General features: G+C 59.7%; 23 protein-coding genes and 1 pseudogene. 17 read left to right on the top strand and 7 right to left on the bottom strand.

Features of this window, described 5'->3' with window-relative positions; all coding sequences use genetic code 11:
* Positions 1-37: 37 nt before the first annotated feature.
* Complete coding sequence (locus tag ACEN2J_RS02910; protein WP_442103144.1) at positions 38-487, top strand: methylated-DNA--[protein]-cysteine S-methyltransferase; 450 nt, start codon at positions 38-40, stop codon at positions 485-487.
* Here the strand turns inward: ACEN2J_RS02910 and ACEN2J_RS02905 are convergent.
* From ACEN2J_RS02905 to fsa, 4 genes are all read right to left on the bottom strand, one after another.
* Positions 484-1,185, bottom strand: a complete 702-nt coding sequence (locus ACEN2J_RS02905) for a CDP-alcohol phosphatidyltransferase family protein (RefSeq protein WP_442103142.1) — start codon at positions 1,183-1,185, stop codon at positions 484-486. The two genes, ACEN2J_RS02910 and ACEN2J_RS02905, sit on opposite strands and share 4 nt — an antisense overlap.
* A 28-nt stretch (positions 1,186-1,213) precedes the next feature.
* Positions 1,214-2,137: a tyrosine recombinase XerC gene (locus ACEN2J_RS02900; RefSeq protein ID WP_442103140.1), complete on the bottom strand. Its 924-nt coding sequence runs from the start codon at positions 2,135-2,137 to the stop codon at positions 1,214-1,216.
* Positions 2,134-2,826, bottom strand: coding sequence for a DUF484 family protein (locus ACEN2J_RS02895; RefSeq protein ID WP_442103138.1), 693 nt, complete (start codon positions 2,824-2,826; stop codon positions 2,134-2,136). The genes ACEN2J_RS02900 and ACEN2J_RS02895 overlap by 4 nt, the downstream gene beginning before the upstream one ends.
* 165 nt (positions 2,827-2,991) lie before the next feature.
* The gene (gene fsa / locus ACEN2J_RS02890) at positions 2,992-3,645 is read right to left on the bottom strand and encodes a fructose-6-phosphate aldolase (protein ID WP_442103136.1); all 654 of its coding nucleotides are present in this window, start codon (positions 3,643-3,645) and stop codon (positions 2,992-2,994) included.
* Between the two features lie 116 nt (positions 3,646-3,761).
* Between fsa and ACEN2J_RS02885 the strand changes: the two genes are divergently transcribed.
* Positions 3,762-5,933 (top strand): primosomal protein N', encoded by a 2,172-nt coding sequence (locus tag ACEN2J_RS02885; RefSeq protein ID WP_442103335.1) that lies wholly within the window; start codon positions 3,762-3,764, stop codon positions 5,931-5,933.
* Positions 5,934-6,051: 118 nt separating this feature from the next.
* On the opposite strand, the gene ACEN2J_RS02880 is transcribed toward ACEN2J_RS02885, so the two are convergent.
* Both ACEN2J_RS02880 and ACEN2J_RS02875 read right to left on the bottom strand, forming a co-directional pair.
* Positions 6,052-7,356 (bottom strand): D-amino acid dehydrogenase, encoded by a 1,305-nt coding sequence (locus ACEN2J_RS02880; protein WP_442103334.1) that lies wholly within the window; start codon positions 7,354-7,356, stop codon positions 6,052-6,054.
* A 3-nt stretch (positions 7,357-7,359) separates the two neighbouring features.
* A complete protein-coding gene (locus ACEN2J_RS02875; RefSeq protein ID WP_442103134.1) occupies positions 7,360-8,421 on the bottom strand; it encodes a YeeE/YedE family protein in 1,062 nt (353 codons plus the stop codon).
* Positions 8,422-8,539: 118 nt separating this feature from the next.
* On the opposite strand from ACEN2J_RS02875, the pseudogene ACEN2J_RS02870 reads away from it, so the two are divergent.
* The 3 genes and pseudogenes from ACEN2J_RS02870 to ACEN2J_RS02860 all read left to right on the top strand — a co-directional run bounded on the left by ACEN2J_RS02870 (position 8,540) and on the right by ACEN2J_RS02860 (position 11,232).
* Positions 8,540-9,793 (top strand): annotated as a pseudogene (locus ACEN2J_RS02870) (MFS transporter).
* Positions 9,794-9,880: 87 nt separating this feature from the next.
* Positions 9,881-10,759, top strand: coding sequence for a 50S ribosomal protein L11 methyltransferase (locus ACEN2J_RS02865; protein ID WP_442103132.1), 879 nt, complete (start codon positions 9,881-9,883; stop codon positions 10,757-10,759).
* Positions 10,760-10,878: 119 nt separating this feature from the next.
* Positions 10,879-11,232, top strand: coding sequence for a hypothetical protein (locus ACEN2J_RS02860; protein ID WP_442103130.1), 354 nt, complete (start codon positions 10,879-10,881; stop codon positions 11,230-11,232).
* A 115-nt stretch (positions 11,233-11,347) separates the two neighbouring features.
* Here the strand turns inward: ACEN2J_RS02860 and ACEN2J_RS02855 are convergent, their stop codons facing one another.
* Complete coding sequence (locus ACEN2J_RS02855) at positions 11,348-11,563, bottom strand: DUF1127 domain-containing protein (protein WP_442103128.1); 216 nt, start codon at positions 11,561-11,563, stop codon at positions 11,348-11,350.
* A 330-nt stretch (positions 11,564-11,893) separates the two neighbouring features.
* On the opposite strand from ACEN2J_RS02855, the gene ruvC reads away from it, so the two are divergent.
* From ruvC to tilS, 12 genes are all read left to right on the top strand, one after another.
* Entirely contained in the window at positions 11,894-12,424 is a 531-nt protein-coding gene (ruvC, locus tag ACEN2J_RS02850; protein WP_442103126.1) for a crossover junction endodeoxyribonuclease RuvC, read from the top strand.
* Entirely contained in the window at positions 12,421-13,122 is a 702-nt protein-coding gene (ruvA, locus tag ACEN2J_RS02845; RefSeq protein WP_442103124.1) for a Holliday junction branch migration protein RuvA, read from the top strand. The genes ruvC and ruvA overlap by 4 nt, the downstream gene beginning before the upstream one ends.
* Before the next feature lie 3 nt (positions 13,123-13,125).
* Positions 13,126-14,154 (top strand): Holliday junction branch migration DNA helicase RuvB, encoded by a 1,029-nt coding sequence (gene ruvB, locus ACEN2J_RS02840; RefSeq protein WP_442103122.1) that lies wholly within the window; start codon positions 13,126-13,128, stop codon positions 14,152-14,154.
* Between the two features lie 7 nt (positions 14,155-14,161).
* A complete protein-coding gene (locus ACEN2J_RS02835) occupies positions 14,162-14,815 on the top strand; it encodes a hypothetical protein (RefSeq protein ID WP_442103120.1) in 654 nt (217 codons plus the stop codon).
* Positions 14,816-14,914: 99 nt separating this feature from the next.
* The gene (ybgC, locus tag ACEN2J_RS02830) at positions 14,915-15,310 is read left to right on the top strand and encodes a tol-pal system-associated acyl-CoA thioesterase (protein ID WP_442103118.1); all 396 of its coding nucleotides are present in this window, start codon (positions 14,915-14,917) and stop codon (positions 15,308-15,310) included.
* A gap of 132 nt (positions 15,311-15,442) precedes the next feature.
* Positions 15,443-16,138 (top strand): protein TolQ, encoded by a 696-nt coding sequence (gene tolQ, locus ACEN2J_RS02825; protein WP_442103116.1) that lies wholly within the window; start codon positions 15,443-15,445, stop codon positions 16,136-16,138.
* Between the two features lie 3 nt (positions 16,139-16,141).
* Complete coding sequence (gene tolR / locus ACEN2J_RS02820; RefSeq protein WP_442103114.1) at positions 16,142-16,618, top strand: protein TolR; 477 nt, start codon at positions 16,142-16,144, stop codon at positions 16,616-16,618.
* A gap of 9 nt (positions 16,619-16,627) precedes the next feature.
* Positions 16,628-17,773 carry a cell envelope biogenesis protein TolA gene (locus ACEN2J_RS02815; protein ID WP_442103112.1) on the top strand — a complete coding sequence of 382 codons (1,146 nt, stop codon included), beginning with the start codon at positions 16,628-16,630 and terminating at the stop codon, positions 17,771-17,773.
* Positions 17,770-19,107, top strand: coding sequence for a Tol-Pal system beta propeller repeat protein TolB (gene tolB / locus ACEN2J_RS02810; RefSeq protein ID WP_442103110.1), 1,338 nt, complete (start codon positions 17,770-17,772; stop codon positions 19,105-19,107). The genes ACEN2J_RS02815 and tolB overlap by 4 nt, the downstream gene beginning before the upstream one ends.
* A 97-nt stretch (positions 19,108-19,204) precedes the next feature.
* Positions 19,205-19,723 (top strand): peptidoglycan-associated lipoprotein Pal, encoded by a 519-nt coding sequence (gene pal / locus ACEN2J_RS02805; protein ID WP_442103109.1) that lies wholly within the window; start codon positions 19,205-19,207, stop codon positions 19,721-19,723.
* 5 nt (positions 19,724-19,728) lie between these two features.
* On the top strand, positions 19,729-20,544 hold the full coding sequence (gene ybgF, locus ACEN2J_RS02800) for a tol-pal system protein YbgF (RefSeq protein ID WP_442103332.1): 816 nt from the start codon (positions 19,729-19,731) through the stop codon (positions 20,542-20,544).
* Complete coding sequence (gene tilS, locus ACEN2J_RS02795; protein ID WP_442103107.1) at positions 20,535-21,806, top strand: tRNA lysidine(34) synthetase TilS; 1,272 nt, start codon at positions 20,535-20,537, stop codon at positions 21,804-21,806. The genes ybgF and tilS overlap by 10 nt, the downstream gene beginning before the upstream one ends.
* Positions 21,807-21,876 lie beyond the last annotated feature (70 nt).

Genomic DNA, 21,876 nt, shown 5'->3' with positions numbered 1-21,876 from the left:
GCCCTTGCTTTGCGTGCTGCCCATTTGAAAGCCCCTGATGAAACAAGCCGTTTTCCATTCGCCCTTTGGCCCGTTCGCGGTGGTTGAGGAAAACGGTGTCATCACGCGGCTGGATTGGGCCTCACGCCGGTCTGACCCGACGGCGCTGCTGCGCGATGCTTGCAAGCAATTGGATGAATATTTCGCGGGTGAGCGCACGGCGTTTGACCTGCCGCTTGATTTTGGCACAGGGTTTCAGGGCGAAATGCGGCGCGCGATGTTTGCCATTCCGTTTGGCGAAACCCGCACCTATGGCGAGCTGTCAAAGGTGCTTGGTCGCCCTGCCCAAGCGATCGGGCAAGCTTGCGGTGCCAATCCTATTCCGATTTTCATCCCCTGCCATCGGGTTTTGGCGGCCAGCGGCTTGGGCGGGTTTTCGGCGCCCGGCGGGGTGGAAACCAAGATAGCCTTGCTAAAGCTGGAAGGCGCGGGCGGGTTTTTGCTTTAGGCCGCTGTACCGCGTTCGGGGATGATTTGCTGGGCTATGCCCGCGAAACACAGGTAAAGCGAGGTGATTATCAGCCCCCAATGCGCAAAGCTGTGAGGGTGGAAATCAACCCAAGTGGCCCAGCCTGCAAACACCGTCCACGCAAGCGCCATTGGCAGAGAAACCCAATTCCAGCGCACTGTGCGGGTGGGGTGGATGAATTTCAGGTTGGTGAACATCGCCACTGTCAGTGTGACAACAAAGGCCAGAATGGTCCAATATCCCGGCTGCAAAGCAAACATCACCAGCACAAACATATTCCAGCAGGCGGGAAAGCCTGAAAAGGAGTTGTCTTTTGTTTTCATTCGGTTATCAACAAAATAGATGACCGAGCCATACGTGATGACGATGATGATAATCCATCCCGTCCAATCCGGCAGCATCCCCGATTTGAACAGGGCAAAGGCGGGGATGAACACATAAGTTAGGTAGTCGATGATCAAATCTAACAGCACGCCGTCATAGGTGGGAAAGTTGGTTTTCACGTCATACCGGCGGGCAAGCGGGCCGTCTATGCCATCAACCACCAGCGCCACGACCAACCACCAAAACATCTCGCTCCAGTTGCCGTCAACGGCGGCAAGCATGGCCAGCATTGCCAAAACCGCGCCGGTTGCCGTGAACAGGTGGACCAAAAGGGCCTTGATTTTCAATGTCATAATGGGGGTTGCCTTACTGGTGATGGGGTCACGCGCGCGGGTGCGCCTTTGCGTATACTTCCATTAAACGGGCGGTATCAACCGCCGTATAGGTTTGGGTGGTCGATAGCGAGGCGTGGCCAAGCAGCTCTTGTATTGCACGCAAATCCCCGCCCGCGCTCAGCAAATGGGTCGCGAAGGAATGGCGCAGCGCATGGGGGGTGGCTGTGGCAGGCAGGCCAAGCTGGGCGCGCACCTTTTCCATCGCGGCCGAAATCAGGCGTGGGTTCAGTGCGCCGCCGCGCGCGCCGAAAAACAGCGGGCCGGTGGGGGAAATGTCATAGGGGCACAGGCGCATATACCGCGTCACAGCATCTTTGGCGGCGGGCAGAACCGGCACCAGTCGCTCTTTGCCGCCCTTGCCTGTGATGCGCAAAACATCGGGCAGGGGCACGGCGGCGCCGGTCAGGCCCAAGGCCTCGGATATCCGCAGGCCGCAGCCATACAGCAGCGTCACAACAGCGGTATCACGGGCAGCCACCCATTCTTCACGCGCGTTATCGCCAACGGTATCAAGTACTTGCATCGCAGCATCTTCGGCCAACGGCCTTGGCAGCTTGCGCCGGAATTTGGGTGCGCGGGTGGATAGGGCGGCGGTTGCATCCATGCCTTCACGGTCGGCCAACCACGCGGTAAAGCCTTTGACCGCCGACAAAGCCCGCGCCAAAGACCGTGCGCCAACACCGCGCCCGCGCTCATGCGCCATCCAAGCCCGCATGTCGGTTTGTGGCAGCGCGATCAGGCCGCGCAACCCCTCGGTTCCGCCACGATGCTGGGCAAGAAAGGCAAGGTAGCCTGAAATATCAGTGGCATAAGCCTTGAGCGTGTTTTCCGCCGCCCCATCCAAGGCGCGCAGATGGTCCAACCATTCCGCCAACGCGCTGCGGGCAGCGGGCGAAATGGCAAGGCTCATGACAGCCAGCGGCGCATTGTCCGCTCAAACACACCCGCGAAAAAGGCCAGAAGATCAGTGCCTTGCGTGGGTTTGAAATGATGCGGGTCTTCGGCCCCCATGACCAACATGCCCGGCAAACGGCCTTTGCCGAAATCCAGCCGCATCAGCGCCTCGGATCGGATCCAGCCCGCGCGTTCGCCGTAAAGCGCATCTGACACCGGCACGACTTGGCGCAAGGTCACGGCGCGTTGCGACACGTTGCGCCCGCCCGCGATATAGTCGGTGACAAAGCCCGGCTCGGCTACATATAGCACCTCGCCCAGTTTGCGCAGGGCAGGGTCATCCGCGCTTTGCACCGATTCCAACACCAAACGCACACAATCAACGCGCAGGGTTTCCATCACATCCGTGCTCAGGCTTTGCAGAAATTCCTGAAATGTCAGCGGGTCAAGCATTTGCAATATGGCGCGGTGTACCTGATTGGTACCGGCCAAGTTTTCATAGGCCGCAGCTATAACCGAGCGGTGCGTGTCCTCTAGCCGGTCAAGCCGCGACTCTAACCGTTCCATCGCAATGCCGCGCAGATCGACGATGTTTGACCCCATAGCGCGTTCATTCGCCGCAATCAGCGCGCGCATGACGTCTTGGTCGTCAAGAATTTTCTCGGGCTCGGCAAGCAGCCGGTCCCGTATGTCCTGTTCAATCATGTGACTGCCTCGTCATTTTTGCCGATGTATAGCAGGGCTAGGGCATGTTTTCCCTAAGTTTCTGGCGAACGGCTGCATTTCCTGCGGCCATTGGGGCAAATCTGCCATGAAACACATTGGGCCGGGGGCACAAATCCCCGGCCCATGATGATAATTCCCAAGGAATTAGAGAATCTTTTGACCGGTTTTCGCCCAGTCTTTCATGAACTGGTCAAGGCCTTTGTCGGTAAGAACATGACCGGCCAAGCTTTTGATAACGCTGGGTGGTGCGGTCATGACATCGGCACCGATCAGCGCGCATTGGGTCACATGGTTGGCCGTGCGGATCGAGGCCGCAAGGATTTGCGTGTCAAACCCGTAGTTGTCATAGATCGTGCGGATGTCGGCGATCAGGTCCAACCCGTCAAGGTTGATATCGTCGAGGCGGCCAATGAACGGGCTGATGAATGTGGCACCGGCTTTGGCCGCGAGCAGCGCTTGGTTGGCCGAGAAGCACAGTGTTACGTTAACCATATGGCCTTCGCCCGACAGCACTTTACAAGTTTTCAAACCGTCCCATGTCAGGGGGACTTTCACCGTGATATTTGGCGCGATTTTCGCCAGTTTGCGGCCTTCGGCGATCATCTCATCGGCGGTCAGTGCCACAACTTCGGCGGAAACGGGACCGGAAACGATGTCACAGATTTCCTTGGTAACTTCCAAAATGTCACGGCCGGATTTCAGGATCAGCGATGGATTTGTCGTAACCCCATCGACCATGCCAAGGTCGTTCAGTTCGCGGATTGCATCCACATCGGCGGTATCAACAAAGAATTTCATGGCGTGCGTCCTTTGGGTGTTGTTGCGGTGTCTGCGGGTGTAATAGCGCAAGTGACGGGCCAGCGAAAGAGAAGGGTTTCTCCGTGGAGAAAGTGTTTTGGCAAGCGGGAGAAGTGATCGGCGTGGCCGTGACTGAAAGCTTTGGCCGCAGCCTTGGGCCGTTGTTGGATTACAAAGCGCCCGAGGGTGGCTGTGGTTTGGGCGACTTTCTGGAATTGCCTTTGGGCCCGCGCAAGATTTTGGGCGTGGTCTGGGGGGCGGGTGTTGGCGGTGTTGATCCTGCCAAGCTGCGGGCGGCCTATCGCGTATTGGACGTGCCGCCGATGCGCGATGAGATGCGCAGCTTTCTGGCCCGCGCTGCTGACTATACGATGACCCCGCTGCAAGCGATGCTGCGGCTTGCCACCCGCGCGCCGGGGCTGGACAGCCCGCCTTCGACCCGCCGTGTGTACAGGCTGGGGGCGGGCGAGCCGGCCCGCGCCACCGATGCCCGCGCCAAGGTGCTAGAGGTACTGCGCGACTATGGCGGGCTGTCTTTTACCCTGTCGGAACTGGCTGCGCAGGCGGGTGTAACGGCCTCTGTGATTAAGGGCTTGGTCAAATCGGGCGTCGTGCTAGAGGAAGACGCCCCGCGCGATGTGCCCTACCCAAGGCTGGACCCCGAGGCGATGGTGGTGCGACTGGCGGGCGACCAGATTGCGGCGGGGGATGCCTTGGTGGCGTCGGTAGCGATGGGTGGCTATTCGGCGACCTTGCTAAAGGGTGTGACAGGTTCGGGCAAAACCGAGGTGTACCTAGAGGCCGTGGCCGAGTGTTTGCGCCAAGGGCGGCAGGCGTTGGTTTTACTGCCGGAAATCGCGCTGACATCGGAATTTATCAATCGGGTAGAGGTGCGCTTTGGGGCCCGCCCCGCCGAATGGCACTCGGGTGTCACGATGACCGAACGGCGGCGGCTGTGGCGAATGGCGGCGAATGGAGGTGCGCAATTTGTGGCCGGCGCGCGGTCGGCGCTGTTCTTGCCGTTTCAGGATTTGGGGCTGATCGTCGTCGATGAAGAGCACGACACCTCCTATAAGCAAGAGGAAGGTGTGCTGTATAATGCCCGCGATATGGCCGTGCTGCGGGCGGCGATTTGCGGGTCGGCGATCGTTCTGGCCTCGGCTACGCCCTCGTTGGAATCTTGGGTCAACGCAGCCTCGGGCAAATATGGGCGGCTGGATTTGGGCGCGCGGTTTGGCGTGGCCGAGATGCCGGATATGCGCGCGATCGATATGCGGGCCGAGAAACTGCCCTCAACCCGCTGGATCTCGCCCACCTTGGAAAAGGCGGTCAAGTCGCGGGTCGCTGCGGGTGAGCAATCGTTGATTTTCCTGAACCGGCGGGGCTATGCGCCGGTGACGCTGTGCCGTGCCTGTGGTGAGCAGGTTGGCTGCGATGATTGTGACGCGCGCATGGTCGAGCACCGGTTTTTGAACCGGCTGATGTGCCATCAATGTGGTGCTACGAAACCGATGCCCGATGTGTGCCCAAGCTGCCAAGTGGCAGGCAAAATGGCCCCCGTGGGGCCGGGGGTAGAGCGGCTGGCCGAGGAAGTGGTGGCGCTGTTCCCCGAGGCGCGGGTTGCGGTGCTGTCGTCGGATTTGTTCGGCTCTGCCCGCGCCTTGAAAGAGCAGATTGAGGCGATTGCGGCAGGTGCGGCGGATATTATCATCGGTACCCAGATCGTGGCCAAAGGGCATAACTTTCCGTTGCTGACGCTGGTCGGCGTGATTGATGCCGATCTGGGGCTGACGGGATCGGACCTGCGGGCCGCTGAGCGGACGTTTCAGCTGATGCGGCAGGTCGCGGGGCGTGCGGGTCGCGCCGATAAACCGGGGGTCGCGATGATGCAGACCTTTCAGCCCGAACACCCTGTGATCCGCGCAATCCTCGGCGGTGATGAAGAGGCGTTTTGGAAGGCCGAGGCGGATGAGCGCCGCATGGCAGGCGTGCCGCCTTATGGGCGCATGGCGGGGATTATTTTATCGGGGCCAGAGGTGGGGCCGGTGTTTGATGTAGGCGCGGAACTGGCGCGCCGCGATGGGCCGTTGCGCAAAATCGGCGCGCAGGTTTTCGGGCCCGCGCCCGCCCCGATCGCCCGCGTTCGGGGGCGGCATCGGGTGCGGTTGTTGGTAAAGGCTGAAAAAGGTGCTGCGATTCAGGCAGCGATATCAGAGTGGATTTCGCAGGTTCGGCTGCCCAATAACGTGCGGCTGGCGGTTGATATTGATCCGCAGAGTTTTTTATAAGCTCAGCTGCGCAATGCCCGCGCGGCCTAATTTTCCGCGGCGGGCAATTCTTTGGATGTAAATGCGACCGGACCAAGGTTTGTATCCCGGAACGCATCACGATGCTTCAGCCGCCCCCCTACGCGTACCGCTCTGCCGTCAGCCCATCGAACGAAATCTCGGGCGGCTTACCCAGCACCACATCGGCCACAGCGCGGCCTGATCCGCAGGCCATTGTCCAGCCCAGCGTGCCGTGGCCGGTGTTCAGGAACAGGTTGTCATAGCGGGACGCGCCAAGGACGGGGGTGCCGTCGGGGGTCATCGGGCGCAGGCCGGTCCAGCCTTCGGCGCGGCTCAGGTCGCCGCCCTTGGGGAACAGGTCTTCGATCACATGGCGCACGGTATCGGTGGCGTGGGGGCCGAGGCGGTTGGAATAGCCCGCGATCTCGGCGGTGCCTGCCACGCGGATACGGTCGCCGAGTCGGGTAATCGCGACTTTGTGGGTTTCGTCCATGATGGTGGATTGCGGGGCAAAGGCGTCATCGGTGACGGGCAGGGTGACCGAGTAGCCTTTGACCGGATAGACGGGCAAACGGATGCCTGTGGGTTTCAGCAATCCCGCCGCATAGCTACCGAGCGCGCAGACATAGGCATCACCAGTGATGCGGCCCGCCATTTCAGTCTCAATCCCTGCGACGCGGCCATTTTCCACCACGATTTCGCGGATGGACTGGCCGTATTGGAATTCGACCCCCATCTCGGCGCATTTTTCGGCGAGTTTGGTGGTAAAGATGCGGCAATCACCGGTGCGATCTGCCGTCATGCGCAGGCCACCGACGAATTTATTGCGAACCTCGGCCAGTGCCGGTTCCACAGCGATGCAGGCATCACGGCCAAGCACCTCAAACGGGCTGTCGTATTCGGTTAAAATGTCTTGGTCGGCCTTAGAGCCCTTCATCTGTTTGGCGGTGCGGAACAGTTGCAAGGTGCCTTGCTCGCGGCCATCGTATTCGATGCCAGTCTCTGCGATCAATTCCGGCATAACATCGCGGGAGTAGTTGGAAATGCGGACCATGCGGCCTTTGTTGATGCGGTAGCTTTCCTCATTACAGTTGCGTACCATGTCATAGCCCCATTTCCACATTGTCGGGCTTATGAGGGGCCAGATGAACAACGGGCGGCGCTTCATAAACAGCCATTTCACGGCTTTGACAGGGATGCCGGGGGCAGCCCAAGGCGAGGTCATGCCATAAGACAGCTCTCCCGCGTTGGCGTAAGAGGTTTCCAAGCCGGGGCCAAGTTGGCGGTCAAGCACGGTCACCTCGGCCCCTTGTTTGGCGAGGTAATAGGCGGTGGTCACACCAATAACGCCCGCACCCATCACGACAACTTTCATATCCGTCCCCTTTTTGTGTTTGGGGTAGGATGCGTCGGGTAGCTGCAGGTTTCAAGCCACCGCGCGTTGGCCGGCTTGGTCGACGATGAAATCGGTTAACATTGCGCCAATCCACATGCAAAAGAGTGCCAACCAAGCAGTTCCTGCAAAGATCGACCCGCCGGTGACGCCCGCACCAATGGCACAGCCGCCCGCGAGCATTGCGCCAAAGCCCATCAGGACGGCACCGATCATCGCGCGGCGCATGTTGCCTGCGGTATCAAACCCTTCAAACTTGAACTCTCGCCCCCAAAGCGAGGCCATGAATGCGCCGATTACAACGCCAGGCACAAGGCCAATGTCAAATTCCAGCACAGGGTTGGGGGTCAGGAAAAACATCAGCGTGTTGGCCGAAGGGCCGGAAAAGGTGGCCGAGGTGATAGAGACCGGCTCAAACGCCACCTGCGCGAGGGAATAGGTAAGCACCCAGCCCGTGGCGACCGCAAAGCCTACGCCAGAGGCAAAGATCAGCGTGCGGGCCGAGATTTTGTTTCTGTACGAGACGATAAGCGCGAGGGCTGCGAGGGCAAGGCCAAGCAGCAGCCCCGAGATTGCGGGCAAATGAAGCATGGCCAGCAGATCGACATTGCGCCCACCGGGGGTGACCCAAAGCCGGGCAAGGTAATCGCGTAGCGGCGCAAGCATACCGTGCAGTGACATCTGTGCGACCACGGCGAAAATCAGGCCCGAGACGATCGAGCGCAGGTTGCCCGTAGCGGCAAGAACGAGAAGGCGGCCAGAGCAGCCGCGCGCCAACACCATGCCGACGCCAAAGATCAGCCCGCCGATGACCGCGCCCGACCAAGACCCCGCAACCGCCATCATCCGCGCGTCATCGCTGTTGAACAGGCCGAAATGCCGTGCGCCTTGGACCCAGACGAGCGCGGTGGAAAAGGTTAGCAACCAAACCGCCACGCGTGGCCCCATCTGGCCACGGGCGAATTCGACGGTGGCGGCGCGCAGGCAAAACTTGCTGCGCTGGGCGGCGATGCCGAAAATCAGGCCGGTGATCAGGCCAAACAGCGCGGCGGTGGGGGATTCGCCGATACGGTCAATCAGGGGGATCAGATCCATGCGATGCTCCTTATGGTGGGTGCCATATAGAGTGGTTTGAATATGTGTAACATGATGCAGATCATATTGGTACAATTTCATGCTGGATCGGTTGCGAAAACCGGAATAAGGGAAAGGAATGCGCCTTACCTCGGTTCCCCTTTCCGCAACTGTTGGCCTGCCGTTTTGGCGGCGGCCGGTGTTTTTGCTGTGCCTGATGGCGGCGGCGATGCCCATTTCCTTTGCCACTTGGTCGGCGCTGCTGAACAATTTTGTCATTGAGGCGGCGGGCTTTACGGGCGTTGAGATTGGCTGGCTGCACACGGTGCGCGAGATTCCGGGCCTGTTGGCTGTGGGCGTGATCGCCGTGCTACTGGTGCTGCGTGAGTAGGTCTTGGCCGTGGTGATGCTGATACTGCTGGGGGTGGCCACGGCGGTGACGGCGTATTTCCCCAGCTTTGGCGGCTTGCTGATGGTGACAATGCTGTCATCCATCGGGTTTCATTACTATGAAACGGTGAACCAAAGCCTGCAATTGCAGTGGATTGATAAGAAGGTCGCACCACAAGTGATCGGCAAAATCTCGGCCGTGGGGGCGGGGGCGTCACTGGTGGCCTACGGGTTGATCGTGGTGACGTGGCATTGGTTGGATTTGTCGTATAACACGGTGTTTATGACGGCGGGCTTGGTGACAATTGCGATTGCGATTTATTGCGCGCTGGCATTCCCGCAATTTGCCGCCCCGAACCCTCAGAACAAATCGATGGTGCTGCGGCGGCGCTATTGGCTGTATTATCTGATGCAGTTTATGTCTGGCGCGCGGCGGCAAATTTTCGTGGTGTTTGCGGCCTTTATGATGGTTGAGCGGTATGGCATGGACGTGCGCGCGCTGACGGCGCTGTTTATGGTGACCTATCTGGCCAATATGCTGATCGCGCCGACGATTGGCCGCTGGATCGCGCATTATGGCGAACGGCGGATGCTGGTGGTCGAATATGCGGGGCTGACGGCGGTGTTTATCAGCTATGGCATGCTCTATGTCTATGCGTGGAGCTGGCATGTGGCGGCGGTGCTTTATGTGTTGAACCATCTGTTTTTCTCAATGGCTTTCGCGATTAAGACCTATTTCCAGAAAATCGCCGACCCTGCCGATATTGCGCCCACGGCGGCGGTAGCCTTTACCATCAACCATATTGCGGCGGTGTTTTTGCCCGCGGGGCTGGGGTATTTGTGGATCATATCGCCCAAAGCGGTGTTTGCGCTGGCGGCGGTGATGGCGCTGGTGTCGATGCTGCTGGCGCTGTTGGTGCCGGATGAGCCGGATGATGGAAATGAGACGATTTTTTCCAAGCGGAATTTGGCCAAGGCGCACGTGGCATTGGGCGAGGCATAGCGCGTGTCCCGGCGCGAGACTTGCCCCCATACTTGACGGCGCGCGGCGGCAGGGCTAGGCCGTTGGCAACTTATATGAGGTTTGACCATGCCCACCTATACAGCCCTGACCACCCTGATTGGCCAAGATGCCGCCGAAGCCCTTGCCGAGGCGATGGAGCGGATGGACCCCGAACCAACGGGCGTTGGCGTGTTTGAGATCGAAGACGATAGCGGGCTGTGGGAAGTGGGCGCCTATTTCCTCGAGGCGCCAGATCAGGTGACGCTTGAATTGCTGGCCGTGGCGTTTGAGGCAAAGTCTTTTGCCGTGTCGGAGCTGCCCGAGGTGGATTGGGTCGCCCATGTGCGGCGCGAGCTGTCACCCGTCGAGGCGGGCCGGTTCTTTGTCTATGGCAGCCATGACGCCGACAAGGTGCCAACCGAGCCGGGCCGCGTGCCGTTGCAGATTGAGGCCACAGTCGCCTTTGGCACCGGCCACCACGGCACGACCTTGGGCTGTTTGCGGGCGTTTGACAGGCTGATTGACCAAGGGTTTTCACCTGCACGCGTCGCAGATATTGGCTGCGGTACGGCGGTGTTGGCGCTTGCGGCGGCACGTGTGCTGCCCGATGCGCTGATCATTGCATCCGATATTGACCAAGTGGCGGTTGATGTCGCGCGGGCCAATATGGCGATTAACGAGCTGGACGGCCGTGTGGAATGCCTTGAGGCGGCAGGGTTTGACCACCCGCGCCTGCGTGAGGCGGCACCCTATGATTTGGTATTCGCCAATATTCTAAAGGGTCCGCTGGTCGAATTGGCCCCGCATATGGCGCGTCATATTGCCGAAGACGGGCTGTGCATTCTGTCGGGGCTGCTGGTGGTGCAGGCCGAGTCGATTGAAGCGGCCTATCACGCCGAAGGCTTTGTTTCCGTTGCCCGCGAAGATCTGGGCGAATGGTCGGCATTGGTTCTGCGCCGGAAATAATCGGTCAAATTGGGGCCAAAATAAGGCCATAAAGGGCCATTTTTCTACGAATTTATCTTATTTCCGCCTGATTCTAAGCGCTCCATGGTTTTTATGGGGCGTTTTTTTTGGTGGTAATTATGTTTGATCCAAATTTTAAGGATTTTAATGAACGCGTCGGCCGTCTGAAGGCCGTACATGCGCAAGGCCATGGGTTTGACGCTGCGGGCGTATTAGGGCGGGCACAGTTTCGCCGGTCGCAGCGCAAGAACCGTTTCAGATTAGTGATGCCGATTGTGTTGGTTTTGACTGCGGTTTTCGCGCTGAAAGGGTCTATTTATTATTTCGTCGGCGCAGGCCCTTATGAGACTCGGCTGGTGGCGTTGCAACAGGGTGAGGGCTTTGGTAAACTGGGGGCCTTGTTGATGGCACCTGATCGCGCGACGCTCTGGGTCTCGGAGGTATTGCGCCGCAGCTTGCAAAAACGCAGCTGAGTCGGGCGATACTTGCGACGATAAAATATCAAAAAGGCCGCACTCCCAGATGGAGGCGGCCTTTTTATTTAGGCACCGCAGGGGCGCAAGTTCTACCAATCATACAGGCCAGAAATCAAAAACGATTCTGTGCTGCGATGCTTGCGATGTCGCCGCGCGACAGGCCGATATCATCCAGTTCGCGGTCGGTCAGTTTGGCCAAAGCGTTGCGTGTAACGCGGGCATCATTCCAAGAGATTGCATCGCTGGCAATATTGCCGAAAAAGCGAACAATGTTGTATGTGGCGATTGCGCCAAACGGTGCGGCGCGGGTTGTTTCGAAAGCGGCCATTGCCGTAGTCCTTTTTGTAAACTGCTCAATTATGAAGCATTGTGTTTCCTTGACTGGCAGATAGGCCTGCTGCGACTGCAAAGCAATTGGTTGAAACCGCATGGCCGAATTGCAGTTTGCGCATGGCTGATTGCCGCAATTTCGCCATATTTCATTGTGGGTTGAAGAAAGCGTCGCTTTTGACGGGCAAAGTGTCGAATGTTGTGCGGTTGCAGCAATTTTGCGGGGCTCGGCGTGGGCAGCATGGGGGCTTGACGTGCGCGCGGAAACCACTTTGCGGATGTTCCCTATTCGTGCTATTCGCATTTTAACGAATAAAAAGAGGTTGGCATGCGGGTAATGGGCATTGATCCGGGGTTGCGAAACCTTGGTTGGGGGGTGATTGACGTCGCCGGATCGCGGTTAACCCATGTCGCCAACGGGATTTGCCATTCAGCGCCCAGTACCAAGGGGGGGGCTGAGTCGGGTGATCTGGCCGCGCGGTTGCTAAGCTTGCACAGCCAGTTGACCGAGGTGTTGCGCGAATTTGCCCCGGATGCGGCGGCGGTGGAAAATACCTTTGTGAACAAAGATGCGGTGGCGACGCTAAAGCTGGGCCAAGCGCGGGGCATCGCGTTGCTGGTGCCGGCGCAATTTGGTATTACGGTTGGCGAATATGCCCCCAATGCGGTGAAAAAGACGGTCGTCGGCGTCGGTCATGCAGCCAAGGCGCAGGTTGACCATATGGTGCGCATTCACTTGCCGGGGGTGGTGATTGCGGGACCCGATGCCGCCGATGCCTTGGCGATTGCGATTTGTCATGCGCATCATATGCAAAGTGCTGGCCGTTTGCAGGCCGCGTTGAAAAGGGCAGCAGGATGATTGGTAAGATTGCAGGGCGGCTGGAGTATCGCGGGGCCGACCATGTGTTGGTTGATGTGCGGGGGGTGGGGTATATCGTCTATGTCTCCGACCGGACGCTTGCCGCGATGCCGCGCGTAGGAGAGGCCGTGGCGTTGTTCACCGAGCTGCTGGTGCGCGAGGATTTGCTGCAACTGTTCGGCTTTCCGACGATGCTGGAAAAGGAATGGCACAAGCTGCTCGTGACCGTGCAAGGCGTGGGCGCCAAGGCGGCGATGGCGGTTCTGGGCACCTTGGGGCCAGAGGGCGTGGCGCGGGCGATTGCGTTGGGCGATGCCAAGGCCATTCAGGCCGCCCCCGGTGTTGGGCCTAAAATCGCGCAGCGGGTGGTGCTGGAGCTGAAATCCAAAGCGCCTGCGGTAATGGCGATGGGGGCTAATCCGGCCAGTATGGTGGGGGCGGTCGAGGATGATGTGATCGAACCTATGGCCGCGCCAAAAAGGGCAGCCAAGCCTGATGATGGTGCCAAAGCTGTGGCGGCCTCTGCGGCGGCAGGGCGGGCTGCGGCAAGCGCCGAGGCGCTTTCGGCCTTGATCAACCTTGGGTATCAGCATGGCGATGCGGCGCAGGCCGTGGCGCAGGCAGCGGGTGAGGCCCCCGAGGCGGGGACTGGCTTGCTGATTAAGGCGGCGCTGAAGCTGCTGGCGCCGAAGGGATAAGACATGGAGCCTGATCCCACTTTGCGCCCCGAGGGGCTGCCCGAAGATGCCGACCGCGCCTTGCGCCCGCAGGTGTTGGAGGAATTCGTTGGCCAAGCCGAGGCCCGTGCCAATCTGCGCGTTTTTATCGAATCGGCGAAAATTCGTGGCGAGGCGATGGACCACACGCTGTTTCACGGCCCGCCCGGTTTGGGCAAAACCACCCTTGCGCAGATTATGGCGCGGGAATTGGGGGTTGGGTTTCGCATGACCTCGGGGCCCGTTCTGGCCAAGGCGGGGGATTTGGCGGCGATTCTGACCAATCTTGAGCCGAATGACGTGCTGTTTATTGACGAGATCCATCGTCTGTCGCCAGTGGTTGAGGAAGTGCTCTATCCCGCGATGGAAGATTTCGCGCTGGATTTGGTGATTGGCGAAGGGCCTGCCGCGCGCACGGTGCGGATTGATTTGCAGCCGTTCACTTTGGTCGGTGCCACTACCCGTTTGGGCCTGCTTACTACGCCACTGCGTGACCGTTTCGGCATTCCAACACGGTTGGTGTTTTATACCGAAGACGAGCTGGACCTGATCGTCACCCGTGGCGCGCGGCTGATGGGAATTCCATCCGACCCCGAAGGCACGCGCGAGATTGCGAAACGCGCGCGCGGCACGCCAAGGATCGCGGGCCGGTTGCTGCGCCGCGTGGTGGATTTTGTGTTGGTTGAAGGTGACGGGCGGCTGACGCGGGCGATTGCCGACCGCGCGCTGACGCGGCTGGGGGTGGATCATCTGGGGTTGGATGGGGCCGATCGCCGCTATATGTTGTTGCTGGCCGAGCATTACGCCGGCGGGCCGGTGGGCGTGGAGACCATTTCGGCGGCACTAAGCGAGGCGCGCGATGCGCTGGAAGAGGTGATCGAGCCGTATCTGCTGCAGCAGGGGCTTATTCAGCGAACGCCGCGCGGACGCATGCTGGCGGCGCGGGCTTGGCGTCATTTGGGGCTGGACGCGCCAAGGCCGCCGGGGCAATCGGATTTGTTTGAGGCGAAATGAGGCGATGATGCAGGTGAATGAGGTTGAGGCGCTGTTCTCGCGCGGCGATGGTACGTATTTGTTTGCCCGCTGGGGGCGGCCGATTGTGCCGGTGGTGTTTGGCGTGTCTGAAGAGACACTGTCAGTGGTCAAGGGCGCGGTCGAGGCGGTCGTGGCACTGGCGGGACATAAGATGGCCGAGACCGACCCCGAGCTGGGCGCGAACCTTATGGTTTTCTTTTTCACCGATTGGGCCGAGCTGCGGGCGGTGCCGCGTTTGGGCGAGATGATCCCCGATTTGGACGCGCTGACGCACCGGCTGGAAGATGCGGGCGCAAATCAATACCGCAGTTTCAGGTTTGAGCCGAATGGCGCGATCAAGGCGGCGTTCGTATTTGTGCGCATGGATACCGAGTTGGCAGAAGTGCCGGCCGAAGTGCTGGCGCTGAACCAAGCGGCGCAGGTGATTTTGTTGTGGTCGGATGTGGCGTTCCGCGCGCAATCACCGCTGGCAAAGGCAGGGGATATGGTGGTGCTGCGGCCCGAAATTGGCGCGTTGATCCGCGCGGGCTATGACAAAACAATGCCCGCTGTCGCACAGGATGCCAGCCATGCGCTGCGGTTGTGGGCGCGGATTGGGGCGGATGCGGGCGCAGAACCGGAGGCTGCTCCACAATCTTAGCCGCGGCAGCCGTGCCTAGGTCAGGGTAAGTGTTGACGTCTTGGAATGGAATGGTTGGCGTGATGCCGCGGTGTGACAGGGTTTCGGCAGGAGGTTGCGATGGGACATCAGTTTGATTTGCGGGTTTATTATGAAGATACGGACCTTGCGGGTATCGTATATTATGCGAATTATTTGAAGTTTATCGAACGGGCGCGCAGCGAATGGGTGCGCACGCTTGGCGTTGACCAAGCTGCATTGAAGGCGCGTGACGGCGTGGTTTTCGCGGTGCGGCGGGTTGAGGCGGACTACCTGCAACCGGCTGTTTTCGATGATCTACTGCAGGTGCGGACGGTTTTGTTAGAATTAACAGCGGCGCGGCTGGTGATAGAGCAGGCCGTATATCGTGGAGATGTGCGCCTGTTTGAAGCGAAAGTGGTGCTGGTGTGTTTGGCAGGCACAGGGCGGCCTGTGCGGTTGCCAAAGGGCCTGCGCGAAAGGCTTATTTCGGGCTGACACAGTTGTGACTGCTGTTTTGGCGGGATTTTGCCCGCCCTCGCGATGATCTATTGGCATTCCCCTTAAAAAACGGGTAGAATCAACGATACCAAGGTCGGCAAACGGCCCAAATAAAAAAGAGCAGGCGATATGAACACGGAAACCCTTGCGGCGGCGCAGGAGATTGACTTCTCACTTTTGGCGCTTTTTGCGCGTGCGACGCTGACTGTTAAGATGGTCATGCTGATGCTTTTGGCCATGTCTTTTTGGTCTTGGGCAATCACGATCAAGAAACATATCGCCTTTCGGTTGGCGCGCAGCGAGTCTGCGGTGTTTGATCAGGCCTTCTGGTCGGGTGAGCCGCTGGATGAGCTGTTTGAACGTATCGGGTCCGAGCCTGTGGGCGCGTCTGAAAAGATTTTTGCCAGCGGGATGCTGGAATGGCGGCGCAGTCACCGCGATGATGGCGGGCTGATTGCCGGCGCGCAGGCGCGGATTGACCGCAGCATGGACGTAGCGATTGCCAAGCAAAGCGAGCGGTTGAACAACGGCCTGTCATTTTTGGCGACCACGGGGTCTACCGCGCCGTTTATCGGGTTGTTCGGTACGGTTTGGGGTATCAAGCACGCGTTTGAACAGATTGCTGTAAGTCAGAACACCAGCCTTGCCGTTGTGGCCCCCGGTATCGCCGAGGCGCTGCTGGCTACGGGTATTGGCCTGATGGCCGCTATTCCGGCGGTTGTGTTTTACAACAAGTTGAACGCTGATAGCGAACATATCATCGGTGGATACGAAGCCTTTGCCGATGAGTTTTCGACCATTCTGTCGCGCCAGTTGGACGCTTAGGCCATGGGCGCGGGTGTTATTGGAAAATCGGGCGGCGGAGGCGGGCGGCGCGGACGGCGGCGCGGCAAATCGGCTGCGATGTCGGAAATCAACGTGACGCCGTTTGTCGACGTTATGCTGGTGCTGATGATTATCTTTATGGTCGCAGCCCCGATGTTGACCGTGGGTGTGCCGATTGAGCTGCCGAAAACCGCAGCGACCGCCTTGCCTACAGAGCAAGAAGAACCGTTGACAATTACGATGACCGCCGATGGTCAGCTGATGATTCAGACCCAAGAGGTGGCCGAGGCCGATTTGATCCCTAAATTGCAAGCCGTTGCCGCCGAGCGAACCAGCGACAAGATTTTCTTGCGCGCCGATGGCGCGATTTCCTATGGTCGCGTGGCGCAGGTGATGGGCGCGCTGAATGCTGGTGGGTTCCGCAATATCGGCCTTGTGACCGACACGGACGGGCCTTCTTTTGGCGCGAGCGGCGGCTAGGCTGACGTGATGGACAAGGGCGTTCTTTATTCAGGTATCGGACATGTCGGCCTGATCTTGTGGGTGTTTATTGGCGGGTTTTTTATCCGCCATGATGACGCCCCCGAGATCGCGGTGACAGAAGTGTCGATGATGACCAGCGCCGAGTTTGAGGCGATGCAGGCTGCTGTGCCAACAGCACCGGCACCTGAAGCTGCGCAAACCGATCTTGCAACGCCCACCCCACCGACGCCGGTAGAAGAGCCGCCCGCGCCGGTCGAAGACGTTGTGCCGCCAACGCCCGAGCCCGAGCCTGTGCAATCGCCTGAGCCAGAAGCCTCGCCCGATGTAACGGAAGTGGCCCCTGCGCCTGTGCCGCAAGCGCCCGATGAGCCTGCCCCGCCCGCCCCTGTAGCAGTGGAAGAGCCGCCGGTTTTGGCGCCCAACGTAAGCGAGCGGCCGCGCGCTAAACCTGCACAGCGTGTAGCGCCCGTGCCGACCGAGGCGCCTGCGCCCGATGCTGTGACCGATGCCGCACCCACGCCCGCCGTGACGCCCGAAGCAGCCCCCGAAGCGGTTGTGATTGAGGAAGCCAAGCCCGAAGTCGCGCCTGAAGAGGCGGGGACCGAGCTTGCGACCGAGGCCAATAAGGCCGAGCCTTTGGCACCCTCTGCATCTTCGCGGCCCAAGCCAAAACCTGCACGCCGGACCGAGGCTGCCGTCAGCGACACACCTGCGCCACCCAAAACCACCGATGCCACGCAAAGTGCGATTGATGCGGCGATTGCGGCGGCGACCGGTGCGGCCTCGGGGGCGGCGGAAACCCCTGCGCCTGCGACCGCGCCAAGTGGGCCGCCGATGACGGCAGGCGAAAAAGACGGTTTGCGTGTGGCCGTTCAGGCCTGCTGGAACGTGGGTTCGCTGTCGTCCGAGGCGCTGTTGGTAACGGTGACCGTAGGGGCCGAGTTGGGCCAAGATGGCAAACCAGACGCGGCCTCGATTAAGATGCTAAACTATGAAGGCGGATCTGAAGCTGCTGCGCGACAAGCCTTTGAGGCTGGGCGGCGTGCGATTATCCGTTGCGGTGCAAATGGTTTCAAACTTCCCGCTGAAAAATACGAGCAGTGGCGTAGTTTGGAATTGGTATTCAACCCGGAGAGAATGAGGATCAAATGACCTATCAGAGCCCCTTCGGCCTATTACTTGCTATTGGATTGATGTTTGGCGGGCTGGCAGCAGCCCCTGCGGTGGCGCAAAATGGCCCACTGCGCATTGAAATTACCGAGGGCGTGATTGAGCCGCTACCCATCGCGGTGCCTAATTTCGTGGCCGAAAACAGTGCTGCGGGTGAATATGCCGCAAACCTGTCGCGGGTGATTGCCGCCGATTTGGCAGGCACGGGCCTGTTCCGCGAAATTCCATCCAGCGCCTTTGTTGGCCGGGTCGATAGTTTCGACGCGCCGATTGCCTATGCCGATTGGAAAGCGATCAACGCGCAGGCGTTGGTGACGGGGGCTGTCAGCGCCTCGGGTGACCGGATTGTCGTAAAATTCCGCCTGTTTGATATTTTCTCGGGTCAGCAAATGGGCGAGGGGCTGCAATTTGCAGGCACTACGCAAAGCTGGCGGCGCATGGCGCATAAGGTGGCCGATGCCGTTTACAGCCGGATCACAGGTGAGGGCGGGTATTTCGACAGCCGCGTGGTGTTTGTTTCCGAATCAGGGCCCAAGAATGACCGCGCCAAGCGTTTGGCTGTAATGGATTATGACGGCGCGAATGTGCAGTATTTGACCGATAGCGCCTCAATCGTGATTGCGCCTCGGTTCAGCCCGACGGGCGACCGGATTTTGTACACCTCGTATATTTCGGGCTTTCCCAAGATTTATCTGATGGATGTGGCATCAGTGCAGGCGCGCGCTTTGGCCGATCAGCCCGGCACCATGACCTTTGCGCCGCGTTTTGCCCCCGATGGCCGGACAGTGGTGTTCAGCCTAGAGCAAGGCGGCAACAGCGACCTTTACAGTGTTGATACTGCCTCGGGGGCATCAACGCGCCTGACCAATGCGCCGTCGATTGAAACCGCGCCGGATTACAGCCCCGATGGTAGCCAGATTGTGTTTGAGTCCGACCGTTCCGGCACGCAGCAGATCTATGTGATGTCGGCCGGTGGCGGCGAACCTCGGCGGATTTCGAACGGGGCAGGGCGCTATTCGACGCCGGTATGGAGCCCGCGTGGCGATTATATCGCCTTTACCAAGCAAAATCAGGGCCGGTTCCATATTGGCGTGATGCGCACTGACGGGTCCGAAGAGCGGCTGCTGACGGCGTCCTTCCTTGATGAAGGCCCGACATGGTCGCCGAATGGCCGTGTTATCATGTTCGCGCGCGAAACCGCTGGTGCTGGTGGGCAGTCGTCCTTGTACTCGGTCGATATTTCGGGCCGTAACTTGCGCCCCGTTGTGACCAATGGTGGTGCGTCTGACCCGTCATGGTCGCCCTTGCTGCCATAAGAAATTGTGATAAATGCCCGATTCACAGGGCGGAGAAAACCTGCTAGGCTGTGCTCAAGGGGCCGAAAGCCAAAGCTATTAACCAAAGGACGAACGGATGTCATATCTACCAAAGGCGATGCTGTTGATCGCTGTGCTGGGCCTCGCGGCCTGTAATAACCCTGACCGCTTTGGTGCTGGCAATGGCGCGAACGGTAACGGCGCAAACGGCATTGACAGTTCAAGCCTTGGCGGCGCGAATGATCCGCGTTCGGTTGCCTATTTCCAGCAGACCTTGGGCGACCGCGTCTTCTTTGCCGTGGACCAAAATACCCTGTCGGATGAAGCCCGCACAACACTTTCAGGTCAGGCGCAGTGGTTGAACACCAACACCGATTACGCGCTGATCGTCGAAGGTCACGCGGATGAGCAAGGCACACGCCAGTACAACCTTGCCTTGGGCGCACGTCGTGCCTCGGCTGCGCAAAACTTCCTTGTGTCGCAAGGGGTTGCAGCAAGCCGCATTCGCACCGTTTCTTACGGCAAAGAGCGTCCGGTAGAAGTATGTTCGACCGAGGATTGCTATAGCCGCAACCGCCGCGCTGTGACTGTGCTGTCTTTGGGCGCAGGTAGCTGATGATGATGCGCGCGGGCTTTATGGCGATCGTTCTGGCGGTGGTACCGCTGGCAGGGTTTGCGCAAGACCGCGCGCAATCTTTGGCCGATATTCGGCAGGAATTGACGATCTTGAACCAGTCAGTGCAGGGCCTTCGGTCTGAACTGGCGACGACCGGCGGGGCCAGCACGAACGGCTTTGGCGGCTCGCTTTTGGATCGGGTCGACGCGATTGAGGCGGCCTTGGCGCAGGTAACGGCCAAGACCGAAAACCTTGAGTTTCGGATCAATCAGGTGGTGTCTGATGGCACCAACCGGATTGGCGATTTGGAATTTCGTCTGACCGAGCTGGAAGGCGGCGACTTGGGCGCCGTTGGCCAGACCCCTACCTTGGGGGGCGGTACGGGTGCCGCTGTGCCGAGCCTCGCGCCAAGTGTGCCAACCGCTGGCGCATCGCTTGCAACCAATGAACAGACGGATTTTGACCGGGCCAAGGGGGTGCTCGGTCAAGGTGACTTTCGCGGCGCCGCGGACCTCTTTGCGACCTTTGCCCAGACCTATACGGGTGGTCCACTAACCGCGCAGGCGCATTATTATCGGGGTGAGGCGCTGTCGAGCCTTGGCGAAACATCCGAGGCCGCGCGCGCTTGGCTTGAGGCCTTTTCCGGCGATATGACCGGGCCCTTGGCACCAAGTGCTTTGCTGAAAGTCGGGCAAGCCTTGGCGACGTTGGGTCAAGCCCCCGAGGCCTGTGTGACCTTGCAAGAGGTTGGCGTGCGCTTTCCCAGCGATCCTGCCGCCGCCGAGGCAACGCTTGCCGCGTCGGGGCTGGGGTGTCAGTAGACAGCCTGCTTGCCGATGCGGAGCTGGAAGAGTTTCTGACGCTTTCGGCGCAATCCCCGTTTTTTCCCGAGACCAAACCCACCGGAGTCGCTGTTGCGGTTTCCGGTGGCTCCGATTCTGTGGCGGCGCTGCATTTGATGGTGCAGGTCGCGCAATTGCAAGGATTCGCACTGCATGCGGTGACGGTGGACCATGCGCTGCGGGCCGGATCAGCCGCAGAGGCGGCAGGGGTGGCGCAGATGTGCGCGGCCCTTGGTGTGCCACATCAGGTTTTGCGTTGGGAGCATGGTGAGGTTGAGGGCAATCTGATGGATGCCGCGCGGCGTGCGCGATACGGATTGATGGCAGATTGGGCGGCAGCGCAGGCGATTTCCCATATTGTTCTGGGGCATACGGCGGATGATCAGGCCGAGACGTTCTTGATGGGCCTTGCGCGAAAGGCCGGGATTGACGGTTTGGTAGGCATGCAAAGCCATTGGGATCAAGGCGGGGTTCGGTTTGTGCGGCCGTTCCTGAAAGTCGCGCGCAAGGATTTGCGCTGCTATCTGATGCAGCTGGGCGTTTCGTGGATTGATGACCCCAGCAACGACAATGACAGGTTTACGCGGGTGAAAGCCCGGCGCGCGTTAAAGGCTTTGAAACCTTTGGGGATCACAGTCGATGCACTTGGGCAGGTTATAGACAACTTGTTTTTGGCCCAAGGCGCTGTTGAGACAGCGACACGCGATGCAATGGAACGGGTGTGTCGTGAAGACGCTGGCGAGGTTGTTTTTGATATAAGGGAGTGGCGCAGAACGGGACAAGAAGAGCAGCGGCGGCTGCTGGTTGCCATATTGCGCAGGATTTCGGGCGCGGGCTATGCACCGCGCGGGTCTGGAGTGCTTCGGGTGATGCAAGCAATTAACCAAGGGCAGGACGCGACCTTGGCCGGTTGTCGGATTCGCGTTTCGGATAAATTGTTTCGGGTGGTGCGTGAGCCCCGCGCGGTGGCGGGGGTCGTTTCACGCCCTGATGCGCTGTGGGATGGGCGCTGGCAGGTTGACGGACCCTTTGCCGCGGGGCAGGTGGTGCGGGCCCTCGGCGCGGACGGCTTGCACCAGTGCAAGGATTGGAAAAGCACCGGCCATAGTCGCGATTCACTTCTCGTGTCGCCTGCGGTGTGGTACAATGATGTGTTGATTGCGGCCCCGTTGGCGGGTTTTGGTAGGGGATTTGACGCGCGCATTGTCGCGCCTTTCAATCTATTTGTACTATCGCATTGAACAGTTGAAACTTATGTCTATTTTAAGCGCAAAGCTGTGGCCCGTTCTGGCCCAGCGAGTGAAGGAGAAT

Source organism: Pseudorhodobacter sp. W20_MBD10_FR17, from assembly GCF_052119765.1.
Classification (GTDB): domain Bacteria; phylum Pseudomonadota; class Alphaproteobacteria; order Rhodobacterales; family Rhodobacteraceae; genus Pseudorhodobacter.
Note: the sequence above shows the minus strand (reverse complement) of the source record. Positions and strands in the feature narration are given on the sequence as shown.